General features: G+C 43.3%; 19 protein-coding genes and 2 tRNA genes. 8 read left to right on the forward strand and 13 right to left on the reverse strand.

Features of this window, described 5'->3' with window-relative positions; all coding sequences use genetic code 11:
- Positions 1-2 precede the first annotated feature (2 nt).
- Entirely contained in the window at positions 3-1,250 is a 1,248-nt protein-coding gene (locus tag B9A32_RS05110; protein ID WP_084067310.1) for a DUF262 domain-containing protein, read from the reverse strand.
- Positions 1,251-1,296: 46 nt separating this feature from the next.
- On the reverse strand, positions 1,297-4,068 hold the full coding sequence (locus tag B9A32_RS05115; RefSeq protein WP_084067311.1) for a DUF499 domain-containing protein: 2,772 nt from the start codon (positions 4,066-4,068) through the stop codon (positions 1,297-1,299).
- A 145-nt stretch (positions 4,069-4,213) separates the two neighbouring features.
- On the opposite strand from B9A32_RS05115, the gene B9A32_RS05120 reads away from it, so the two are divergent.
- Positions 4,214-4,417: a hypothetical protein gene (locus tag B9A32_RS05120; RefSeq protein ID WP_139795715.1), complete on the forward strand. Its 204-nt coding sequence runs from the start codon at positions 4,214-4,216 to the stop codon at positions 4,415-4,417.
- 18 nt (positions 4,418-4,435) lie between these two features.
- Here the strand turns inward: B9A32_RS05120 and B9A32_RS21300 are convergent.
- From B9A32_RS21300 to B9A32_RS05140, 5 genes are all read right to left on the reverse strand, one after another.
- Positions 4,436-4,572 (reverse strand) — tRNA-Ser (locus B9A32_RS21300).
- A gap of 507 nt (positions 4,573-5,079) precedes the next feature.
- The gene (locus B9A32_RS05125; RefSeq protein ID WP_084067313.1) at positions 5,080-5,712 is read right to left on the reverse strand and encodes an ImmA/IrrE family metallo-endopeptidase; all 633 of its coding nucleotides are present in this window, start codon (positions 5,710-5,712) and stop codon (positions 5,080-5,082) included.
- Positions 5,712-6,077, reverse strand: coding sequence for a helix-turn-helix domain-containing protein (locus B9A32_RS05130; protein ID WP_084067314.1), 366 nt, complete (start codon positions 6,075-6,077; stop codon positions 5,712-5,714). The genes B9A32_RS05125 and B9A32_RS05130 overlap by 1 nt, the downstream gene beginning before the upstream one ends.
- A 484-nt stretch (positions 6,078-6,561) precedes the next feature.
- Complete coding sequence (locus B9A32_RS05135; protein ID WP_084067315.1) at positions 6,562-7,893, reverse strand: reverse transcriptase domain-containing protein; 1,332 nt, start codon at positions 7,891-7,893, stop codon at positions 6,562-6,564.
- A gap of 1 nt (position 7,894) precedes the next feature.
- Positions 7,895-8,467: an SLATT domain-containing protein gene (locus B9A32_RS05140; RefSeq protein WP_084067316.1), complete on the reverse strand. Its 573-nt coding sequence runs from the start codon at positions 8,465-8,467 to the stop codon at positions 7,895-7,897.
- A gap of 1,039 nt (positions 8,468-9,506) precedes the next feature.
- Here B9A32_RS05140 and B9A32_RS05150 point away from each other — a divergent pair.
- From B9A32_RS05150 to B9A32_RS05160, 3 genes are all read left to right on the forward strand, one after another.
- Positions 9,507-10,073 carry a recombinase family protein gene (locus B9A32_RS05150; protein ID WP_084067318.1) on the forward strand — a complete coding sequence of 189 codons (567 nt, stop codon included), beginning with the start codon at positions 9,507-9,509 and terminating at the stop codon, positions 10,071-10,073.
- A 646-nt stretch (positions 10,074-10,719) separates the two neighbouring features.
- Entirely contained in the window at positions 10,720-11,130 is a 411-nt protein-coding gene (locus B9A32_RS05155) for a hypothetical protein (protein ID WP_084067319.1), read from the forward strand.
- 219 nt (positions 11,131-11,349) lie between these two features.
- Positions 11,350-12,666: a DEAD/DEAH box helicase family protein gene (locus tag B9A32_RS05160; protein WP_139795716.1), complete on the forward strand. Its 1,317-nt coding sequence runs from the start codon at positions 11,350-11,352 to the stop codon at positions 12,664-12,666.
- A gap of 834 nt (positions 12,667-13,500) precedes the next feature.
- On the opposite strand, the gene B9A32_RS05165 is transcribed toward B9A32_RS05160, so the two are convergent.
- Both B9A32_RS05165 and B9A32_RS05170 read right to left on the reverse strand, forming a co-directional pair.
- Complete coding sequence (locus B9A32_RS05165; protein WP_084067321.1) at positions 13,501-14,610, reverse strand: tyrosine-type recombinase/integrase; 1,110 nt, start codon at positions 14,608-14,610, stop codon at positions 13,501-13,503.
- 137 nt (positions 14,611-14,747) lie between these two features.
- Positions 14,748-14,822, reverse strand: a tRNA-Glu gene (locus B9A32_RS05170).
- Between the two features lie 358 nt (positions 14,823-15,180).
- Between B9A32_RS05170 and B9A32_RS05175 the strand changes: the two genes are divergently transcribed.
- Entirely contained in the window at positions 15,181-15,444 is a 264-nt protein-coding gene (locus B9A32_RS05175) for a hypothetical protein (protein WP_084067322.1), read from the forward strand.
- Between the two features lie 135 nt (positions 15,445-15,579).
- Here B9A32_RS05175 and B9A32_RS05180 read toward each other — a convergent pair whose 3' ends face one another.
- A complete protein-coding gene (locus tag B9A32_RS05180) occupies positions 15,580-15,795 on the reverse strand; it encodes a PLDc N-terminal domain-containing protein (RefSeq protein WP_084067323.1) in 216 nt (71 codons plus the stop codon).
- A gap of 12 nt (positions 15,796-15,807) precedes the next feature.
- Entirely contained in the window at positions 15,808-16,707 is a 900-nt protein-coding gene (locus tag B9A32_RS05185) for a lytic murein transglycosylase (protein ID WP_232367048.1), read from the reverse strand.
- Positions 16,708-17,126: 419 nt separating this feature from the next.
- Between B9A32_RS05185 and radA the strand changes: the two genes are divergently transcribed.
- The 3 genes from radA (at position 17,127) to B9A32_RS05200 (ending at position 20,011) form a co-directional block, all read left to right on the forward strand.
- Positions 17,127-18,515: a DNA repair protein RadA gene (gene radA / locus B9A32_RS05190; protein WP_232367049.1), complete on the forward strand. Its 1,389-nt coding sequence runs from the start codon at positions 17,127-17,129 to the stop codon at positions 18,513-18,515.
- 120 nt (positions 18,516-18,635) lie between these two features.
- Positions 18,636-19,247: an SAM-dependent methyltransferase gene (locus B9A32_RS05195; RefSeq protein WP_084067324.1), complete on the forward strand. Its 612-nt coding sequence runs from the start codon at positions 18,636-18,638 to the stop codon at positions 19,245-19,247.
- A 20-nt stretch (positions 19,248-19,267) separates the two neighbouring features.
- On the forward strand, positions 19,268-20,011 hold the full coding sequence (locus tag B9A32_RS05200; RefSeq protein ID WP_084067325.1) for a YebC/PmpR family DNA-binding transcriptional regulator: 744 nt from the start codon (positions 19,268-19,270) through the stop codon (positions 20,009-20,011).
- 400 nt (positions 20,012-20,411) lie between these two features.
- On the opposite strand, the gene lolA is transcribed toward B9A32_RS05200, so the two are convergent.
- Together lolA and B9A32_RS05210 are read right to left on the reverse strand one after the other, a co-directional pair.
- The gene (gene lolA, locus B9A32_RS05205) at positions 20,412-21,080 is read right to left on the reverse strand and encodes a LolA family protein (protein WP_170923711.1); all 669 of its coding nucleotides are present in this window, start codon (positions 21,078-21,080) and stop codon (positions 20,412-20,414) included.
- A gap of 284 nt (positions 21,081-21,364) precedes the next feature.
- Positions 21,365-22,954, reverse strand: coding sequence for an AMP-binding protein (locus tag B9A32_RS05210; protein ID WP_084067327.1), 1,590 nt, complete (start codon positions 22,952-22,954; stop codon positions 21,365-21,367).
- Between the last annotated feature and the right edge of the window lie 189 nt (positions 22,955-23,143).

Below are 23,143 nucleotides of genomic sequence, written 5' to 3' on the forward strand. Positions count from 1 at the left end.
CCTTAAATATATTTTTTCAAAATTGTGGAGAATTTTTCATACCGGTCCTTTACGCCCGAATATTTAGAACTATGTCGTGAAATCATATTGGCAGCTTCATGGGTACCAAGTAAGGAATGGTATTCATGAAGAAAATCCTTGGAATGGGATAACAACGTTTTGAATTGATCATCACTCAGCTCGGCCAAGAGATTTCCCCAGACCTCAAACAATGTCTTATTGATGGGTGCTCTGTTATTCTCTCCATGTGACTTACGGAAGGTATGAACACCAAAAAGGTCATGGGCTCTACTCATTGCTTTTGAAAAACGTTTTTTGAGTTGTTCAATCGTAGTGATTTTCAACACCGGAATTGGCGTGTCACTGTTGTGGAAAATTTTTACGAGTTCTTTTTTCGGTAATTCCGGCATTAAATTGATAATCCGCATGGTGTCACTTAAAAATGCATCCATGTCCGGTTTTTTTTGGTATTCAGTGTATTCACGGATTGAAAAGGAGAGAAATCTTAAAATCAATTCTCTTCCGGCCATACGGCTATCCTTGACAGATGATGTTGTGGCTGTTTTATATTCAGTGGATTTGACCAAGTCAGCCAGCAATTCCGATGATTTTCCCTGGTAAAGTGCGTGCCGGATTTCTTGGGATGTCAGGGGCATTCCACCGGTATTAATTCGCTTAAAAACATTGCGTTTTACCTCTTCCGGGGTTCCTGGATTGATAATTGTAAATTGGAATTGCGTTTCCAAGATCCGATTCACCATGGTAGGTTCAGGTAAGTCATTTAATTTTGAGAAGGTAAATCCATCAAATTTATCTCCCCAGAATTCCAGCCCCGTTAATTTGAGGCCTTTTCCCTTTATTTTTTCATCTCTTGTTGCAAAATATTCGTTGCCGAGAACAAATTCTTTTATGGTGATCAACCTTTGAAGGCCATCCACAACATCCCAATTGCCTTTTTCATCGGATGCCACATAAAACATGGGAATGGGTATTTTTAGCATCAAGGATTCAATGAGTTGACTTTTTCGCTCGTCGTTCCAGACCTCGCTACGCTGAAAAGCCGGTGCCAGGCGGATAGAGCCCTGGAGTAAACGCCGAATGACAGCATCCATGGCTATCACTTTCGGGTCCATGGATATTTTTTCTGGGTCAAATGGATCCTGCTCGTCCCTTGCAGCATCCTCGGATTCAACACCAGAGAGGCTACCGTCCGCAGCTAAATCTTCATTATATTTTTCATCGGTCTGCATGCTTTGTTCCTCTTATGGCGCACCTGCTGCCTGGGCAAATATGGGGTTATGCGTTGTTCTCTTTTTCAAGCTCCAGTTCATACACCATACCATCCGGTAATTTTCGGATCAATTCCTGAAGTTGCGCTCCGGTGAGATGGCTGATTTTTAATTCCATGGAGCGTATCTGGGTGCCGGTACCAACACCCCAGTTTTCGATTTTTCCAAGCAGATTAAGGGCAGAGGTTGCGGGTTCTGAATGTGTGGTATAGCTGTTGCCGCCGCCAAATATCCCACCGGGTCCAGGATTGCTGCTGCCACCTAAGCCATCCCCTGAGTCCGTTCCATGGTTGCCGGGTATACTTGGATCTTGAATCTTACCCCCTGCTGATCCCGCGTCGCCATTGGCACTGTCTTTCCATGACTGTCCCCCTGTGGAGTCCGTTCCTGCCGGTTTATCTGGATCAGAAGAAGCGCCCCCGGTAGTGGGAACATTTTGAGGTAAAAGGATATGGGTTTCATCAAGATGCTTACCTGTTCCCAGCTTGCCCCGCATTCGTTTCCAGGCTTTGTCTTCTGTTTCACCATCTTCTTGCTGTAAATACTCCATCCCTCTTAAGTTGATGGCGATCTTTCCTTGTGCGCAAAGGTGGATGATGTTTTCTTTGACCACGGTTTCACCCAGCCAGGGGATACAATCTTTGCCACCTGGACGGGGCTCTTTCAATTCGTTGATCAGTTTACCAACGGATTCGTTATTGGGTGCCGCTTCCATGATGAAATCTTCAAAATCTTCCGGTATAAATAGATCTTCCCTGGTAATGCTATCAATGGCATCCGGGATTTTGTTCCCTTCTGCTTTGTGATTTTCTATGAGGAATTGACAGTTTTCAGGATGCTGAAAATTCCAACTTGAGATGATGGCAAACCGGTCAAATCGAGATTTTAATATTCCCCTTAATTCTTTTTGATACTTGGTTTCCAGTCGTCTGTATTCTGGATTTTGTGATTTCCATTTTTGGGCAAGGAAGACACAGCGTGCCAGGACAATGAGATCTCGATCAGAAAACAGGTTTGTTGATTCTTGGCGGGGGAGTAGAAACCTGACGATATTCCGATGGGTTTGCACATTTTTGCACAACCATGTTCCCAGTTGAGTCTCAAGATCCTTTTTCTTTTCAGGGGTCTGGGGCAGTATCAGCAATGGAATACGATCACCCCAGTGGTCAGGATGGTCTTTTTCATCCATTTTGTGCCAGGGATCGGTTTGCCAGGCCTGGGGAAGCACAATAACACGAAACCGGGTCGCCACATCGGTATCACCACCAATAACATAGCGGATCTCTTTGGTGAGATGATCAATATCTTCCTCATCTTTAAACATTCGATCATTTCTGGCACTGGCAATGAGTTTTGCCTGGGGATTCTCTTCTTCTCTGAAAATGTACCGATTGCCATCCTCATGGATATTGAAGCTGTTCTCCACAATGGTCGTCAGTTCAACCTGGAATGCATTATCATCAATGGGTATATCACAAGTGATGTCAACGTGCAGGGTGGATTGATCCGCCCCGGCTTGATTGATTGCCGCCAGGGACCGCAGCCAAAGCGCACTGAGAATTCTTTCAAGATTCGGCAGCTCCTGACGGGTACCGGCAGCGGCATCCCTTACGGCTTCAAGGTTCCGAAGCGCTTTTTCTCTAAGCTTTGCATGGTACTGGTTTGCCACAGAATCCAATAACGCAGTAATCCCACTGGTATCATCATCGAGCCTGAAATGTCCAGCCGTGATAATGGAGGCTTTCTGCCCATTTTTTTTATAAAGGGCTGCCAGCACCCGTATCAAATCACGGGTTTCCTGGGCTTGGGTTGCCATCAATACCTGATCTTCAAGAAGCTTCATCAAATGGGGGGCAAAGGGCCATGCCTCAATAAATTCCGTGCGCAGTCGATCTTGTTCCACCGGTGGCGTGTCATGGAGCCTGAAGAATTCAGAGATATGAATGTTAATCAGTTTTTCAATCTGATCATCGTTAACCTGAATACGATTTTCAAAAAGCCGATGCAACAAAAGACGCAAACGGTCATGCTTTGCTGAAGGGCCTTTGAAATCGACAATCACCGGGTTGACCCTTTGAATCTGCTGGAATGCATCGGTGTTGCCTTCACGGACGGACACCACAAGAACCAGGTACTCCGGATGCTCTTTGGCAATTTCAGAAAGAATTTGAATGAAGTTGAATGTCCAGTTTTTCCAGGGGTATTGTTTTGTGTTAGTCAACCCGTCGTACCATGTTTGATATTCATCAAGAATCAGTGCGGTGGGGGTATGTTTGAACAACTCAAGCAGAATTTCATCGCTGGGGATATCTGTTTTTTTATCCCCCTGACCTTCCCATTGACCTCTGCAGTAGCTCCCATGGGGGTGATTGTCAAAAATCAAATCCCATAAAAATTTATAGCGCTGTTTATGCAGGCTTGCGCTGATTACATGGAGTCCGTCACGGAGCTGGAGAGCTTTGATAGCTTTCTCTCCCAACAGGTCGGACCAGTTTTCAAGCCATTTACGGGTTGCTGTTTGATCATTGAAGGCATGATACAGCATTCCCATTAAATGAGATTTACCTTGTCCTCTATCACCTATAATGGTTACGGGTCGGCCCTGTGATGGCCCGGATGCTTCTATTGTTTTCAACACATCATGGGAGGGATAGGTGATTCGAAGAAAATCCTCAGCCGGTATCTGGGTGGCACCGGTGTTGTTTTTGTTTGTCAGCTCAATGGCAGTGCCCTTCAGGCGCCGTCCTTTGAATTCTTGTCGAAGCTTCAGACCGAGCATATGTTCCTCCGAATTTGCCGTACTCCTGAATACACCTTTCATACTAACGATACGTTTAGTTTTGTTTATCATCAGGTTATTTCACAATAGCTGCCTTATTGCAAGAATCATTGAGTAATCGCAATATTATGATTAAATGAAACCCATGAATTTGAAAACAGGTGTGCTTTATTGCGTGATTATTGAATCGTTGGGAATCGGGGCTGTGGCAGGTGTTGTCAGAATCTCGAAGAAAAAAATCACAGATAGATGCCATCTTAAAACACCTGTATATTCTATCCAGGGGGGTGAAATAGAGGGTGAAACGACTTTTTTACCCAATAAAAAAAGGGTTCAGCATTTAAGCTAAACCCTTGAATTTATTAATTGGTGACCCCACGGGGAATCGAACCCCGGCTTCCGGCGTGAGAGGCCAGTAAAGTAAAAGTTGTTTCAGGGCGATGAGTTTCTCCAAAACCCTTGTATGGCCTGCATTTTAAACGTTCTAACACCCAACTCATAGTCTCCCTCAGACACAGGGTGTGTAAATAGTGTGTACTGAGTTGATTCAAGTGAGTTCCCTTCAGGATACGGGTTAATATTTTAGTTGTTGATGCGGTTGTCTTTTACAATGGTATTTTATTATGAGTAGAAAATAGGGTAAGCCTCAACCGAAATGGCCAAGGCTTAGTATACATTATTGATGTCGACTATTTGGTTCTTTTTTTTATAGTCTCAACTACAGCGGTCTTCTTCCGGCGTTGTGCGTCTTTAACAGGTATGAATCTACCATTACCGGCGTCCCGCCCAACTTTGAACGTATTGGTTTTACGTTTACCAGCCATTATTTCACCTCCTTTTCTCGGCATGATTTAAAGCCGGTAACAACGTCTCCGATGCAGTGCCACTTTTTGATTGACAGCCAATGGCCGTATCCTCTAAAGTGAAACTTGATATGGTCGAGTCAGTTTGTTTTGGCTTTATACCGAAACCCTTAGGTGCGTCAACATCTAAGGGTTTTTTTTGTTCTTTTTACCTCGGCGGCCAGAGGTCTTCCCGTTCTATACGCCTTTCAATGACATAGTGTGAAACTCCAAATGGTTTACATAGTGCGGTGCTAATGTGGTTCAATGTCATAGAAGGGTCTTGAACGAGTAGATTTTCTAAGCCGTTGTCTTTTAATAAAACAAGACATTTTTTGAGTTCTGTTGCCAGTGCTTCTTTTGGAACTAATGCTCTTCCAGCAAATTCATTTGCTTGAAATTCAAAAAAACTATACTGTCTTTCTGAAAGCCGATCCATGAATGATTTCCATCCATTTAAATCAGTGATCCCGAATTTTTTATATGTGTCCTGATGCAAAAAAAAGTGACCAAGCTCATGTGCAAGGGAAAACCTTAGCCGGTTGGCAAATCGTTCATCCATATAGCGTGCATAGTCAACGACAACGCCGGTAAGGTCAAATCTCAAATAAGCGTCGATGTCATACTCACTAAGGAGGTCATGTTCCGGTTCGATATACATTCCTAAGTCATCTTCAATGACCTTTTCAATATCAATGGGCAGTTCATTTCCCTTGCAATATTTTTCCCTAAATCGTTCTGCTACCTTCCATATTTCTTTTTTGTCTATGTAGGGACACTTAAAATCCGAGATGGTTAGCATTAACCTCCTTCTCCTCTAATTTTTTCTATAAGCATTTCTAATTCCTCATTAGTCGGCTTTTCATTTCTTACCGTCCTGAAGAACATTGGTAGCGCGCTTAGTGTTTCGTCGTTTGACAGGAGATCCTTGGGGATTATTCCTGCCGAAATAGCCGCTTTATCTTTCAATTCGTTGTACAGCTCAGAATCTCTTTTAATGCTCAATACTTCAGCAATACTGTTTAGTTTTTCTTCGTCTTGTGGTGGTGCTAAAAGTTCTCTTTCAATCTTGCTCCAGTTGCTTGCATCGTGTGATAGCCGACGGCAAAATTCCCTTAGGCCGATATCTCTCTCAATCCTGAGAGATTTGATGAATTTACCAAACATTTGAGCACCTCCCTTCCTGATTTTGCTTCCATTGTTTCCTCCTTGGTTAGTGGGTTTGTGTTTCCTCCTCCAACAAAATGTGCGTCTATAGAGAAGGGTGTGGTGTTTTTCTTACCACGTGGTTTAATATAAACCACACCTTGGTTGGAGTCAAGCCTTTTTGTTTTCACGAATGAATAACAATTCCTTGCAGGGAAAGCCTACGTTGATGCAAACTTATTCGACTTTGGTTCCTTCATGGGGTAAAAATTCCGAGAAAGGTGTTTCTTTTCCTTGGATTCTGATATCCTCCCGTACTTGTTTGTTTGACACAAATGCTCAGGAGCCTTTATTTAAGTGGATTTAGCGATACAGATCAATCCTTACTCGATATCGATTGATTTGGTTGAACATATCACCAGAAATGATGAATTTTAAGAATTGAAAAATTCGGAGGCTGTTTATCTGGTATCAATGTAGGGAGCGCCTATTTTAAAAATATGTACTAATAACCAAAATCCATTACATCTGTTAAAAGATCTCTTACCTGGCGGTCGATTCGCTTTTTGAATTCATATTCTATTTCTTGGTCAGTAAGGTGCTTGATGCTTTTGTTGAAATACTCAACAAGAACTTTTTTCATCATTTTTAGATCATATTTATCAAAATTCGGAACATATTTAGTTCTGTATTTATGATGTTTGATTTGGAAATATGAGCGTACAAACTTTTTGGGTTGTATTGTTACTCTAAATCTTGTCATTAATATCACTACGTAATGATCTAATTCGTGAAGCAACGATTCATCGTTCATTTCAGAGAAAAAGAATAGCCAACCTTTGCTCTTGTTTTGAAAGATGCATCCAGTTATTCTAAGATTTAATCTCCACTCTAAAAACTTTTTACTTTTTATTTTTGAGTGTTTGTAACCTGAAAAAATGGAAACTATGGATTCTTTTAATTTAAGAACAGAATTTGTTCTTGCTGAGGTTAATGGTCCTTTAAACAAGTAACCTAAATAACTGAACTCATCACCAATCTTCCCAACCACTGACTTTTCAGGCACTTTTTCAGGGTCATGAATAGTTAATCCTATTTTTTTAAAAAGCAGGATAACCTTTTGCGTGATCGTTTTAACGTCCCGTTCGTCACACAGGATAAGAATGTCATCAACATATCTAAAATATTTTACCTCACTCAATGCCGATAGTGTTTTGTCAATGTTGATCAGGTAAATCGCTGCTAAAATATTAGAAATAGATAATCCTTGAGGGATTCCCTCTGAATTCTCTTTATCGTGTTTAAAAGACTTTATAACCGTTGCTGTCTTTATCGCTTTTTCAATGAATTCTTTTATCTCAGGATTTCGAATTTTCCGGCCCAGTCTTAGTTTCAGTTCTTTATGTTTTATACTGGGATAATATGAGGCGACATCAAGCTTTATGAAAGCATTGTACCTACCGCTCATGGTAGCATTTTTTAAATTCTTTATTAAGACTTGCGGAATATCAAAATGAATGGTTCCGTCGTAACGATCAATCAGAAAGTTGCATAGTGCCTTTAGCGCAATACGATCTCTAATCGTTGGAATAGATATTTCTCGTGGTACTTTTCCTTTACCCTTACTGATTAGTTTCAGCTTGTATTTGGTAAACTTGTAGGTCCCATTCAGAGTTTTTCGAGATATAATCTCGATCTGATCATCAAGGATTTTGTTAAACTGCTTTTGATTAAGGTTATCTATTCCTTGAGCAGGTGAGTATACTATATGCTCGGTATAAATCTTTTTTAGATATATTTCTGATAGGAATTCCTCGAAATCTTGTCGAACAGTCATATTACGTGAACTCCAAAAGATACATCACTATTATTGGGAAGAAATAAAAAAGTACCATGCTGAAGATTCGTTTTGAGTTGTAACAAAGACATAAAAACCAAATATAAAAGGTCGGTGTTTTTGAGAGCTTATCTCTGTTTTTTTTGGGAGTAGTTAAGTATTCGAGGCAGAGAGCTTGGTGGTAGTCACAATCCAGATGGTTTTCGCATAAATTCAAAATCTGTTTGTAATCGTCGTTGATACTTGAGTCTGACTGGCAAGATTTAGAAGTAACTGCTTTTTGGTGCAAAACATTTAGTTTTTCATAACAATCTTTTATTAAGCCAGCTCTCCTTTTGAAAGTGAAACCATTGATAAGTCCAGAAACACTTAGGACTAATCCTGAAAATATTATCCATGCCACTCCTGAATGATCGCTTTGCTTACCAAATTTTAAATAATAAATCGATGCAGCAACAGAAACAAAAGAATACCAGAACAGTATAATATTGGTTTGTTTTGCATTAAAAAGGAGTCGCTTTTCAGTTTGAATACGCGCTTTTCTTGTCCACCAAATATTGTCTTGTAGAGACATACCAACCTCCAATGAAAAATGTCCCGAGGTGTCATAGATAGTAAATGAGTAAAGCCCAGTAAAGGGCCAGCATTAATGCTAAGGGGATAAACCCTCCAATATTAGTAACATCCAGCTATGGACGGTCAACCGAAAGGTTGGCACACCTCGGGACAATTCAGAATAATCCGAGCCTCTACTCTCATATAGAAAGGAAGTTTCTAAAGCAAGAAATATTTTAAATAAAAATAATATGGGGAATTTATGTTAACTTCGATGGGGATTTATCCTCACACAGATTTGTTTTGTATAAAACACGAGCATAAGATAGAATATTTGTTAACGCATCTTACGATATGCGGTCAATGCTCATGCTGCCTGGTTTCATTTGTAGATCTCTCCATCTTAGATTTTGAGCTACAGAATATTCTTTTTCTGCTTAATCTATTTATATGAAACTCCGCCCAAAGGTCTGGAATCATGAGATTTTCAATTTTCGTTGTGGCTGGTGGTTACAGCCATGTATGTTATTGGAAACTTCCCTGTTTATCCAGAAAACTATACCTTCAACGATATTTTCTATTTTCCTGACGGTTCAAATATGCATTATTTGGTTCGCAAAAAAAATCGATATCAAATGGCCGATGCCATTTTAAAGTGCTGCAAAAATATGAGGCCCTCATCGTTATCATTTATCCTTGGTTTCCCCCCCTCTCAGTACCTTACAGTCTATTCCTGTGGCCTGAATAGTGCCTGCAATGCGATTTGATTGCATCGTATCACTTTGAATAGATTCTCGGCCTGGTCTGGTTGATTCTCAATAGCTTGGTGGTATGTTGAGATAGGATTGTATCGGACATAATCAGTATCCAGGGAGCATGTCTGCTATTATTCAAAGGAAGTGTTAAATAGGGTTTACCCATATTAGACATCAAAACAGTGTATATTTAGGGTGGTGAAATAGGTTGTTGACACTGATTCTAAAATGGTTTAGACCCTATCTTGCACTTTGGCCGTGACACCACCTGACTTGAACTTGAACCGGAAAGGAAACATCACCATGAAAATCTACGGATACTGCAGAGTCTCGACATTGGATCAGAACCCTACCATGCAACAGGATGGAATTCTTAACCGATACCCGGATGCTAAGATTCTCACCGAAAAGAAATCTGGCACCACCACAAAAGGCCGGGAGAAACTGGACACTATCCTGAACATAATCGACCAGGGAGAGAAACTGGTGGTTTGGAAACTGGATAGGCTTGCCAGGAACATGATGGACCTGCTCAAGATCGTGGAGTTGCTAAAGGATCGGGGAGCATCCCTGGAGATCCTGGACCAGGCCATTGACACCAGCACTGCATCCGGTACAGCCTTCCTGCAGATGCTTGGAGTATTTGCTGAGTTTGAAACAAATCTTCGGCGTGAACGGCAGATGGCAGGTATCCAAAAAGCAAAGGCCAAGGGTGTCTATACAGGTCGTAAGCCGTCCTTGACATCGGATCAGTGCCGGGAGATCCTCCAGAAAAGAAATCAAGGTATGAACCCTACACAGCTTGCCCGTGAATATGCGGTGAGCCGGGCCACTATTTATAATGTCCTGAAAAAAGAGGTGACTACATAGCCAAGTAAACTCAAGGGATTTTTGTAGCATTAAGTCGACCATATAGGAGGATAGAACGATTTTCCATAAATGGCGCTTTTACTTGCCTACCGGTGATGGATACCCCAGGAACTGGGAAAGTATGCAAGGAGCGTTGCCATTTTGATGGTGTCAACCCCAGAAGGTTACAAAATGGCCAAAACATGAACCTCCAACCTATTGTAATTCCATGCCAATATGGTCGAACATATAGAAGGAAAAAATGGCTTTATTTTGTTCACCAACCAGCTTGCTCACTAAAGAGCAAAAGGCCTGAAATCATTGAAAACAATTCAGTCGACCATATAGAAGAGAAAAACGTCCTGATATAATGAGCAAATCACAACTACTCACTATGAAGGAAAATACAGTCCGGTTTCTCCGTGATTTATTGTGACGGTCTTGTCATGCCCTCTTCTCGTGGTGGTGGAGACTGGCTGTAGGTTCCCGACCGGGATCTGCAGTTGGTCACCATCTCCTTTTCTACACCTTATCCTCACCCAGTAATCAACCTGAATTCAAACCTGCCTGTGTCTTTTTGCTTATACTCTTTTTCCAGTCCTTATCAGAGGGGAGGAGGAGCCGAGACAACCATTCAAGCAACCCTACAAACCATTGGAGGACCACTATGTTTAACCACCTAAACAACCGGGCCAAGACCATCAGGCCCCTGAACGGCATCTACCAGTGCAATACCCGCATTGACCACCAGACCCATGAACGCCTGAAGTACCTTAAAGCCTACTATGACAAATCGACAGGTTTATCCACAAACACCGGTGTGGTCGTGCGCCGGGCCATTGAACTTCTCATTGACCATATTGACAGTCAGATTTTAAAGGAGCGATCCGGTGCTATAACAAACCGGCAGGAACTCGCAAGCCTTGACCGGTGCGCCAAAGGATCTGAAGGCCAGCGTAGAAATCAATATCACGACCCTGGGGCTATGAAGGTGTTTCCTACATTCCGGGAACTTCAGAAGGTCGGGAAGAAACCCTATGAGGCCTCTGATTATGAGGGGAAATCCATTAACCGGTAACCATGAGGAGAAGGAAGGGGGGGACACACCTTTATATTAACGAGGACAAGCTATTATGATGACCTGCTGCACGTTGCGGCTACTTTTCTGCTGGCATGGATGATGTGGATTAACTGACCGGCACGACATTTTACTTTTATATTTAGACTTAACCACAAACCGAAGGCCCTGGGGGAGAACTCCTGGGGCCTTTGCTATTTTATGGGAGAGAAAGAAGACATGCTCATTAAAGTTATTGATGCTGTAATGGGAACGGGTAAATCAACCTGGGCCATTCAGCAGCTTAAAGCAACAGGACAAAGAACCATTGTGGTGTTGCCGTACCGGGCAGAAATCAAACGGTATGCCGATGCTCTTCTGGAGGATACACCGGAATTGAATGTCACGGCCCTATATGATGACATTGAAGGTCAGAACAAGCAGGAACGGTTTGAAGATGCCCTGCAAGATGCCCATGTAATCATCACCACCCATACATTGCTAAAAGATTTTCTCAAACTCCATTTATTTCAGTTGATTGAGGAGGGACATTGGCACCTTCTGATGGATGAAGCCATTGCCACGTTTGAACCGATCAAGAGTTTGTCCAAGACAATGCTGGATGGATGGTTGGTCAACGGTATTGTGGAAATCAGGCAGCTCAATGAAAGGCTTAGAAAGATTGAGCCCGTATCCGGTGTCACGGAGATGTATACCAGGGCTGATAACTTCATGACCACTCCGGTTGAAAAGTACCTACTAAAAGGGCTGATGGTCAATGACATGCTGGCAGTAAAAGATCAAAGCGCCAAAGGGTTCTTTACATTCTCATTGTCCGAGAGTCGGTTGAAGTCTTTTAAATCCATGACAGTTCTGACCTATATGTTCCTGGGCAGTGATCTGGATTACTGGTGTCGGATGAAAGGCATCGGAGTGGCTCACCTGGAATTGACCAGGGATGCCGAGGACTTGTTTCATCTTGCTTCTCATTCCGGTCAGTACAGTGGTGCCATGTTCAAAAGTTTCATTGAAATACTGGATGTGAAGAGTTCTTTTGGGAATGAGCGGGGCCAGCTTTCCGCAACTTCATCCAGGGCATTGAAGAAAAAGTCTAAACGGAACATCACCATGATAAATGAGGTCCAGAAAGATCTTAAACGGCACTTCAGAAACCGAAAGAAAAACCAGGTCATTGAGCCCGAGGATTTTATGTATGCTTCCCTCAGTGACATCAGGGGCATCTGGAGCGGTAAAGACCTGCCGACAAAGTTCATCGGGGAATCCACATGGGTGCCGTACAACAAGCGGGGGGTCAATGGGTATGCCCACAAGCATAACTTGGCGTTCCTGTACAATGTCTTTCAGCATCTTGCAGTCAAACAAACGGTTAACTCTGTGATCAGTGAAGATAGCTGTTATTCTGAGGATACCCTTGCTTTGAGTACATTGCTGCAGTGGATCTGGCGGTCTGCGATCAGAAAGGGAGAAAAGGTCCGGGTCTATATTCCGTCCAAGCGGATGAGAGATTTGCTGATAAACTGGCTCGGCTGGTCCTGAGAGGTGCGCTGGCATCACTTACCCATATGGTGGTGTTACCTGCCATTATCCTTCGGCTTGAGACTATGATTTTACGACCCTTGAAAAAAGGTACGTTTCTATTTGCGTACCGGGGGCTCAAGAGCCCTGTTAATAGGGCTTTTCAGAACACAGTCCTTAAAGGTAAGAAGAAACTGAAAGAGATACCAGATATTTAAGTATGGTCAGAAATGGTAAGATCAGAAGATTAAATCTGAGATATGCTTTCAGTGAAGTTAAGTTTAATTCAGGCATAAATAATCAGAGATGTGTATTCAGCGTAGCTGACCCGATCGGAGCATGGAACGTAGTTCCGTGTGGAGGAGGGATAATGAATTAAGATCTTTTAACACCAGAGTAACAAAGACTGAAAGTCAGCTTACAGCCCAGGCTTAAAGCCAGACACACCCCCCAATAGAATAATTCATAATCCTGCCAAACATGAGAATTTCTATTGATTTTTGTGTGACATCTTTAAAGATGCTTGATTTGGGATATCCCTTCGGTCATCATCGTCTGCAGTTCACTTTACCAAGGCTTTAGGTCCCTGTGGTCCCTCTCTCAGGATAGCAATGTTCACAGGGATTTCAAAGTTTCTGGAAGGATATGGATTTGATGATTAGCCATACATCTAATAAGGTGAAATGGTTCGGACCATGCGGAATATTGCCATCACTTTGGCGGTAGCCGGAGGGGGTGCTCAGTTTTGAGCAGACCCCGTCAGAGGCTACTGAACCGTGGAGAAGGGGTATCCTCAGTTTTGAGGACACCTCTATGTATGTGATTAATAATTCTCAGTTTACGTTTGAGCTTCGGTTAAAAAACTTCATCGGCTACACAAGCCGCTTTCCGTAATGCTCCATTAATGAGGTGGGCATACCTTTGGGTCATGTTGATATCTGAATGCCCCAGGAGTTCTTTGAGGGTGTAAATATCAACTTTTCCGGAACTTGCAAGATAACTGGCGTAGGTATGTCTGAGATCGTGGAACCGGATATTTACTCCGGCTTTAGCTCTAATCCGCTTCCATATGGAATGGAAACCATTGGGGCTATAAGCCTTCCCTTTTCGTGATGAAAACACCGCATCGTTTTTGTTTAATTCCCTGGCAGTCAGAAGGATTTCATAAGCTTTGTTATTTATGGGAAGTGTCTGGCTTTTACCATTTTTGGTAGTCGAACCATGAAAAGTCATGAGGCGGTTCTCAAAGTCAATATCATTCCATTTGAGTGACAATACTTCCCCCCGGCGCTTACCTGTATACAATGCGAATTTTACTACCATGGCACCCCTCTGGTTTTCCCAGGAATCAAGAACCGATAAAAGTTTTTCCAGATCTTTTTTTGACAGTGTTTTGTTAATACGATTATCAAATTTAGGTGGCTTCACTTTAAGACAGGGGTTTTGACCATGGTAAAGATCTCTGCGGATCGCCCAGTTGAAAACACGTTTCATGAGGATGAGGACGTGCTTAACTGTCTGTGGTGCGTAGGGCTTTTTTTGTCTGTTATTGGTGCTATTCATTGCTTCAAGGACAGCCTCAATATCTCTTGCCGTTATTTTATCCATTGTCATGGCCTTGAGGTGTGATTTAACATGATGTGTCCAGCGCCCCTGATCTTCTGTCCAAGATTTTTTGTTGGCTTTTGCCCAGGTCAAATACTGGCTCCAGATGTCAGATAGGTTTGGGGACTTCTGGATATTGAACATCCCATTTTCAACAGATTCTGTTTTTAACTTTGCCTCCAGCTTTTTGGCAAGGTTTAGAGAATTTACAACCTTGGATTTTCTTTTGCCGTTGGCTAACTTCACAGCAACTCGATATTTTCGACCGTTGGGTGTGAATTTGAAACTACATTTCTTGCACTCCTTGCTTCCGATTTTCGCTCCAGACTTGCATTTGGGACAGTGTAAGGTGATGGTCATAAGATACCCTTTCTTTGGTTTGGGTATCCTGAAAGGTGTGTAAATAGTGTGTAAACAGGACGTTTTGGGGTGGGTTAAAAATACAAAAGGGCTATGCTCTTGATAAGCATAACCCCTTATAATTTCATAGTTTTGTTTGGTGACCCCACGGGGAATCGAACCCCGGCTTCCGGCGTGAGAGGCCAGCGTCCTAACCGCTAGACGATGGGGCCACAAAACCACTACTTTATATAGATAGATGGTGGTGTTGTCAATAAAAAATTGGAATGTTTTTTAAATCAATGCTGTTTCAGTGGTGCTCCCGGGTTAAATATTGAAGAATATAGAGTCCTTCTAAGTCATTAAGTTCTTCAGCTTGACACTTCACAATGTGTTCCTTTGAAATTGAACATATTCCATGTGGTCTGAGAAATGAGAACTTTGGACTTATGAGTAGACTCCAATTTACATCAAAGGGGCTTTTGCGTTGACAGAGCTTCAAGGTGTGATAATATTTTTATTAAAGCTTGTCCAAATAGTCATCCCGCAGTTTTTATCCGGGATCAACCCATTTTAAAATGGAGGAACAACATGGACGCAATTCTTGTGGAATATGATGCCAGAAAAAATACATTGGATTTTGCAAAAGGCGGATTGGTTGAGGATTGGGTAGCTGTTTGCAGGCGCTTTAACGATGATGTACACCGCGTTCGTGACGTGGATGATGTTGAAAGCTATACAGCCCTTTATGAATGCTTTGATGAGAAAGATAAAAAGCATTACTACCTGGTAAAAGAGGACGACTCTCTTTTTAAAATTCGCCGTAAAAATTTTTTAAAAAACATTGGCACATGAGGAAATCCAGAGCATTTACCTCACTGCCATGGGCAGACCTCCGCCTGCACCTGGGTTTGCCCACAACAAAGCATGAAAGTGATGTCAGGTCTGCTTGTATTTTTTAATAAATGCCCGTGAATCTATAAACTTTGGTCAGGAATCAGCCTTTATATTTTTTTTTCGGATGCCTTTTTTGGCACCTGCCACGGCATAGATCAGCCAGCCAATAAAGGGTACCAAGGAGACCGCTCCCCACAACGCTTTGGTTTTAATGGAACCAAAGTCCTTTAAAATGATATCCACCATGGCCAGCATGGTTAATCCCCAGAAAATAACACCAATGCCGGCAATCACTACAAATGTATCCATTCAATCCCCTGATTATTTCTTTAATTTATCTGAAATTTTAAGCAATGTGTCCACATAATAATTACTGTGGTTATACTTGTAAAGGATCTTGTGAGCCCTTTGGCGGCTCACCGTGGGCTTCCAGCCATATCGTTTCAGATAGTTTGCAATGCTGTGGATGGCGTCCGGGTGTTCAAACAGATTCACTTTACCATCTCCATTGCCGTCCTTTCCCAGGGTAAGGGCATTGCTTGGCATGAACTGAGAGATCCCCATGGCCCCGGCATAGGAACCTTTAACAGCCACGGGGTCAATTTTTTCCCGTTGGGCAAATTTTAAGAAAGCTTGAAGTTCTGCATAGGCCCATTGGGATTTTTTAAGGACTTTTTTATCAAATTTTTTCCTTGTAAAACGTTTGGATGTTGCCAAAGACGCCCACAGCGCCTCTTTATTTTTCTTTTCTGACAGAGCAGCCATGGTGGCAAGTGTGTTGATAACACGTCTATTGCCAAGGTAGGTCCCCAATCGTGTTTCCACAAGAATAATGGCGGTTATGATGGTTTTATCCACCCCATAAAGATCTTGGGCCGCCTGGAGATCTTTTTGGTGGGCTGTCATGTATTTTAACGCATTGGCAATGGATTTTTTTGATATAAACTGGTCATAGTTAAGGCTTGATTCAGAGTGGACAAAAAATAGAGAAACCCCCTTGAGTGCAAAAGCTGCACCTGGAGTTGTGAATGTTTTTTCAATATAATCCCGGGAAAAACCATCTTTTAAAAGGCGATTCTCCAAACGATTCAGTTCTTTGGGGCCTTTTATGTTATCCGCCGGAGCAGAGGTTGGAATGATAAAAAAGAGCATAAAAGCCAATGCGAAAATAGAAAAGAGGGATCGTCCGTGATTGGCGGTTGGTGAGGGGTTATGTGTCATGATCGTGAATTCTCCTGTCAGGGTATCAGATTTTATTGAATTTTCATGTGATAACCAACCCCGTATGGTTGTTTTTTTCAGCCAGCCAGTCCTTTGGGGCGAGAGCCTTTCTTGATAGTCTGAAATTAAAATGATATAACAGCCACGCCTGAAGGGTAAAACATCACAATTTGTTTATAAAAGCCTCCATAAGAAGTGCTCCGCATGTCAGGGGCGTATTTCAAGCTTTGTTGTGGGTAGAGTCGGATCAGAATACGGTCCGCCTGTGGTAGTTCCTTGGATTGGGTTTTGCCCATAATAAAGTTGATAAATCAATGACTCGTTGTTGCATTTCTTTAGAAAATAAGATGAATACCCGGAAATCAAGGCCTGCCTTTACCATATGAAAAATAATTACCTATTTTCATATATTGTTATACATGAAATGTATTCTGTGGGGAAACATTTTGAAAAAAAAAGAGCGATTGATTTTTCGGTGTCAATCCTGTGGTCATGAGACCCATCAATGGATGGGAAAATGCCCTGGCTGTGGAGAGTGGGACACCTTGTCTGGAGAGAAACCCAAGGATGACACCACGCCGGGAGCACGATTTTCCAGAACCAGAACGGCTGCCGTCCCCATGGGAGCCATTGAATTTGATGAAGACCCGCGCATTGAAACCGGGATTCAGGAGTTTGATCGGGTTCTGGGGGGAGGCATTGTACCGGGAACCCTTGTGCTCATCGGGGGGGATCCTGGTGTGGGAAAATCAACCCTGATGCTCCAGGCTCTTTCCCGGCTTGCTGAATCAGGAAAAAAAACACTTTATGTGTCTGGCGAGGAGTCCATCCGTCAGATTAAAATGCGGGGGAATCGCCTTTCTTCCGGAGCTACCTCCATGCTGGTGGCCGCAGAAACCGATCTTGACTCCATCATTTCCATGGCAGAATCGGAAAAACCCCATGCCATGGTGGTGGATTCCATCCAGACGGTGTACAATCCCGAGATTGCCTCCACACCGGGCAGTGTCACCCAGATTCGGGAGGCTTCCATACGCTTGCTTAACATGGCAAAGCAGGCAGGGGTTCCCCTTTTTCTTGTGGGACATGTGACCAAAATAGGGGCCATTGCAGGTCCCAGAATCATGGAACACATGGTGGATACCGTGCTTTATTTTGAAGGAGACCGCAGCCATGTGTTCAGAATTTTAAGGGCTGTTAAAAATAGATTTGGCTCCACCAATGAAATCGGGGTGTTTGAAATGAAGGAAAAAGGGCTTGCCCAGGTACCCAATCCTTCTGAAATATTTTTGGCAGAACGATCGGTGAATGCCCCGGGATCGGTGGTGACGGCCAGCATGGAGGGGACCCGTCCCATTTTAATTGAAGTCCAGGGACTTGCCTCCAGCTCCGGTCTGGGAAATCCCCGGCGCACCGTGTTGGGGCTGGACCCCAACCGAGTGGCACTCATTGCCGCAGTGATGGAAAAACGTCTTGGTATTAATTTGTCTGGGCTGGATATTTTCATGAATGTGGCAGGGGGGGTAAAGGTTGTGGAGCCGGCTGCCGATCTGGCCATTGGAGTTGCCCTGGCATCCAGTTTTCTGGATATGGCTGTACCCGAGGGGGTCACTGTCATTGGTGAAATTGGGCTCACTGGTGAAATTAGGGCGGCAGGGCACGTAGAAGCAAGGGTGAAAGAGGCTGCCAAAATGGGTTTTACCCGTTGTCTCCTGCCCCAGAACAATATAAAACAGCTGCCGGATATACCGGGACTTGCCATTCAGGGGGTGACATCTTTAAAGCAGGTGGTGGAATTGCTTTTTTAACTGAAAAATTTTGTTTTTTGCGGTGTCTTCAACAGATATTGGTTAATTTTAAGTTTTTGTATATTTTGTATGAATAGTTTGTTTGTGGAGTATTGCATAATAAAAAAAATAAAGGCAACAATGGTGCGAAAAAAAAATAAAGCAAAAAAAGGCTCCCAGTGGGCAGATCATCTAACCCAAAGGGCCAAAGCAGAAAATTATCCGGCTCGCTCTGTTTATAAATTGATGGAAATTCAGAAGAAATTTAAAGTGTTGAAAAAAGGGGGCATAGTGCTGGATTTGGGGTGTGCCCCGGGGTCTTGGCTCATATATGCGGCCAGAACAGTGGGTAACACCGGAAAAGCCCATGGCATTGATCTTAAAGCTGTTGAGGTTCCATTGCCTGAGAATGCCGTGGCCCATGTGGGGGATATTTTTGAGATGGATGAAAATATTGCTGCCCCGGATGGAAAAATGTACGATGCCGTGGTAAGTGACATGGCGCCTGCCACCACAGGTCGAAAGGACATTGATGCCGCAAGATCCCAGGCCCTGTGTGAAGCGGCCCTGGCAAAGGCCCTGGAGTTACTGGGCCCGGGGGGGCATTTTGTCTGTAAAATATTCCAGGGTGGAGATTTTAAGGTTTTTGAAAAAGAGGTGCAGCAGCATTTTAAACAACATAAAATCTTTAAACCGGAAAGTTGCAGAAAAGCAAGTAAAGAGATATATATTATAGGTTTGAATAAAAAATAACAGTTAAGGAGGATATAGTCATGTCAGGACATAGTAAATGGTCGACCATTAAACATAAAAAAGGGGCCGCAGACGCCAAGCGCGGTAAGATTTTTACCAAGCTTATCAAAGAGATCACTGTGGCTGCCAGAATGGGGGGGGGGGATCCAGATTCAAACCCCCGGCTTAGAACTGCCATTGCCGCTGCCAAATCCCAAAATATGCCCAAGGACAATCTGGAGCGGGCCATTAAAAAAGGTACCGGCGAGTTGGAAGGGGTGGATTATGAAGAGATCCTCTATGAAGGTTATGGTCCGGGGGGCGTTGCCGTACTGGTGGAATGCCTCACAGATAATAGAAATCGCACCATTGCCGATGTTCGATATATTTTCAGCAAAGCAGGTGGAAACATTGGCACCGATGGATGCGTATCCTGGATGTTTGATAAAAAAGGGTTGATTTCCGTGGACAAATCCGATGCTGATGAAGATACCCTCATGGAAGTGGGGCTGGAAGCAGGTGCTGAAGATGTAAAAGATGAAGGGGATTGTTTTGAGATCATCACGGAACCGGAAGATTTTGATGCGGTGAAAGAAGCTGTGGATGCCGCTGAAATTAAATACAATATGGCTGAAGTGACCATGATTCCCCAGACCCAGACAGCCTTGGAAGGAAAAGAAGCAGAACAGATGATTCGGTTCATGGAAGCCATGGATGATTGTGATGATATTCAGAAATTCTACACCAATGCCGATATCTCCGATGATATCTTCAATGCCATGTAGCCATTTTTCAAGTTGTATCTGAAAAATGCATTCATAATTTTACTCAACTTTCGGTGTTCGCATTTCGTGGTGGGGTCAGGCTTTCGTTATTGACATTATCGAGGCTTTTTTCGTTAGCAAAGGCCTTGGTCGATAACATCAATAACAAAAGCCTGACCCCGTCGGCACATGACCCCGTCGGCACACTGAGCCCATGGGTACATTTAAAAATGCCGGCTTTGAAATGAAGCCCGAAAGTTGATTGATTTTATATATTTGAAATATATAAAACCATATCAATGGTTTTATTATATGAAATGCTCCACAAACCAGAGGCGTATTTTTAATTTCCTATGCTTTAAACACATAAGGCGTTAAAATTAAAATCCCCTTTTGAACCTGTTTTTTGCCAGGAGCACCTTTACTGCATATCAATAACATCCACTCCATCCGGCGTGATGAATTCAAATATTGACACATCTATTTTGTTAAATACAATATTCCAGAAATCCAATGTGGTTGTATCACCGTAGGGATTGTGGGTGGTGACCTGCACAATGTGGTCATTTGCTTTTAAGATTCGAATATGAATGGATTCAATATCTGGAGACGCTTTTTTGGGCTCCAGAATCAAGGTAATGTAATCGGTGTCAACCGGATTGGGTTTAATGCGGGCATTGTATCTTTTTTTCACAAGGGAAATATTGGATAAAAAGGCCCCTCCGGCCCCTGAGTTAAAAAAGGTTTGGGCACTCCCTTTGACCGCCTGGTTTTCATCGGGACGGTAAATCCAAAGGGTCCTTCCATTGGAGATAATCTGTTGCTGTGTGGGTACAAGGTATTCCCATCGCATTTTACCGGGATGGCTGAAAAAAACTTTTCCTGAAGCGGTTTCTGTTATTTCCAGGGCCGTCAAGGTGGATATTTGATGAAAATCTGCAAAAAAATCCTTGCCCGCATATTTTTTTTCCATGCGATCCAGGATTTTTTGGCTTTCCGGTATTTCAGCCCGGGCATTTTCCAGGTGAAACCGGCCCATGCCAATGAAAAAAACAAGTAGCAGGATGGAAAAAAAAGAGATTTTTTTCATGGATAGTTTTTGCCTCTTTCTGTGAGAATGGGTGATATTCTCCATTAATTGATTTGGGTGTACCCTTTTTAGAGTAACCCAGGGAAAAGATTTTGTCCAATAGCTCATTCCAGCGCTTTGATTCGGGTTTGATAAAAAGAGAATAAAACAAAAATGGTGCACTTGACGAATTCATCGCTTTGTTGGGGGGCGGACCAATTTTAGAAATAGGTTCGCCCGTGGCGGTTGTATGGATGAAAGTGCAGCATAGAATTGACCGCAAAAGGCCACCCGACAGCTGTACGTCACCGGATCAATTTATTGATATCTTTTCGGGCATCCTTGGCATAGAGACGTCGGAGTTTGGGTTTTTCAATTTTACCCGTGGCATTTCTGGGCACCTCTGCAAAAATAATTTTTTTCAACCGTTTATAGCGTGGCAGCCCCATTCCAAAGTTTTTGACTTCATGCTTTGTCAACTCCATATCCGGCTTTATGGCAATAATGCCCGCAGGAATTTCCCCCAGACGTTCATCTGGAATACCGATGACGCCAATGTCCTGGATTTTTTTATTTTGCATGAAAAAGTGTTCGATTTCAACGGGGAATATGTTTTCTCCACCGCAGATGATCACATCTTTTTTCCGATCCACCAGAAAAATAAACCCATCTTTGTCCCGCCGGGCAATGTCACCGGTGTGGAGCCAGCCCTCTTTTATGGTATCTGCCGTGGCCTGGGGGTTTTTATAATAACATTTCATTACACCGGGGCCCCTGACAATGAGTTCGCCGCTTTCCCCCGGTGGCAATAGATTGCCAGAACCGTCCACAATGCGTGCTTCCCAGTCAAATCCTGCCCTTCCAATGGCACCCACTTTGTGATCATTATCCATGCCAAGGTGAACACAACCGGGACCTGTGGATTCTGTGAGCCCATAGTTGGTGTCATAGCAATGGCCGGGGAAGTATTCTTTCCATTCTTTGATCAGGGACGGCGGAACCGGCTGGGCCCCAATGTGCATGAGACGCCATTGGGCCAGGTGGTATTCTGAAAATTCAATGAGATTTCGTTCAAAGGACGTGAGGATATCATAGGCCCAGGGGACCAGCAGCCAGACAATGGTGGCCCTTTCTTCGGACACGGCCTCCAGTATCCATTCCGGACGAACCCCTTTTAAAATGATGGCTTTTCCCCCCACCAGGAAACTGCCGAACCAGTGCATTTTTGCCCCGGTGTGGTACAGGGGCGGGATGCATAGAAATACATCCTCCCGGGTTTGTTTGTGATGATTGTTTTCAATGTAACAGGCATGTTCCAGATTTCTGTGGGTCAGCAGAACCGCCTTGGGGGTTCCGGTGGTACCGGATGTAAAATAGAGGGCCGCATCATCTTCAATGGATATGGAAACCCGGGGGGGCGTGTCCGGGTTTGCAGATTTAATAAAGGTGGTATAGGGAATGGCGTAATCAGGGCATAACTCCATGGGGCCTGTGAAAATCCAGGTGTGCACGGTGGCCTCCAATAGGACCCGAATGCCTTCCAGGCGTTCAATGAACTCCTCACCAAAAATAAAGACCTTTGCCTCGGAAACTTCTGTGCACAGTCGTATCTTATCTGCTTCAAATCTGAAGTTTAAAGGAACAGCCCAGGCCCCGGTGTTGAGAATACCAAAATAGATGGGAAGCCATTCCAGACTGTTGGTCATGAGCTGTACAATGGCATCGCCCTTTTTAATGCCTTTTTTAACCAGGGCGTTACCCATGCGGTTGGCATCCCGGTAAAAATCATTCCAGGTGATTTCCCGGCGTATATTTTCCTGGGGCACCCTTTCAATCAGGGCAATGTCGTTTTTATAAAGTCGGCTGTTCCTTGCCAGGATTTCGGTGATGATCATGGTATTATTCCTGTTGCTTGTTATGGATTTTAAAAACATCATCACAACCTCGGACTCGGACATTCAGGGAGCGGACAGGGGCGTTGCCGGGTGCTGTGGTTTTTGTATTTTTCAAGTGTACAGAACCCGGTGGAAATAAGGTCTGCCCATGGCAGTTATGAAAAAATAAGCCCCACCAATACAAAATCT

It is taken from the genome of Desulfocicer vacuolatum DSM 3385 (assembly GCF_900176365.1).
Lineage (GTDB): Bacteria > Desulfobacterota > Desulfobacteria > Desulfobacterales > Desulfobacteraceae > Desulfocicer > Desulfocicer vacuolatum.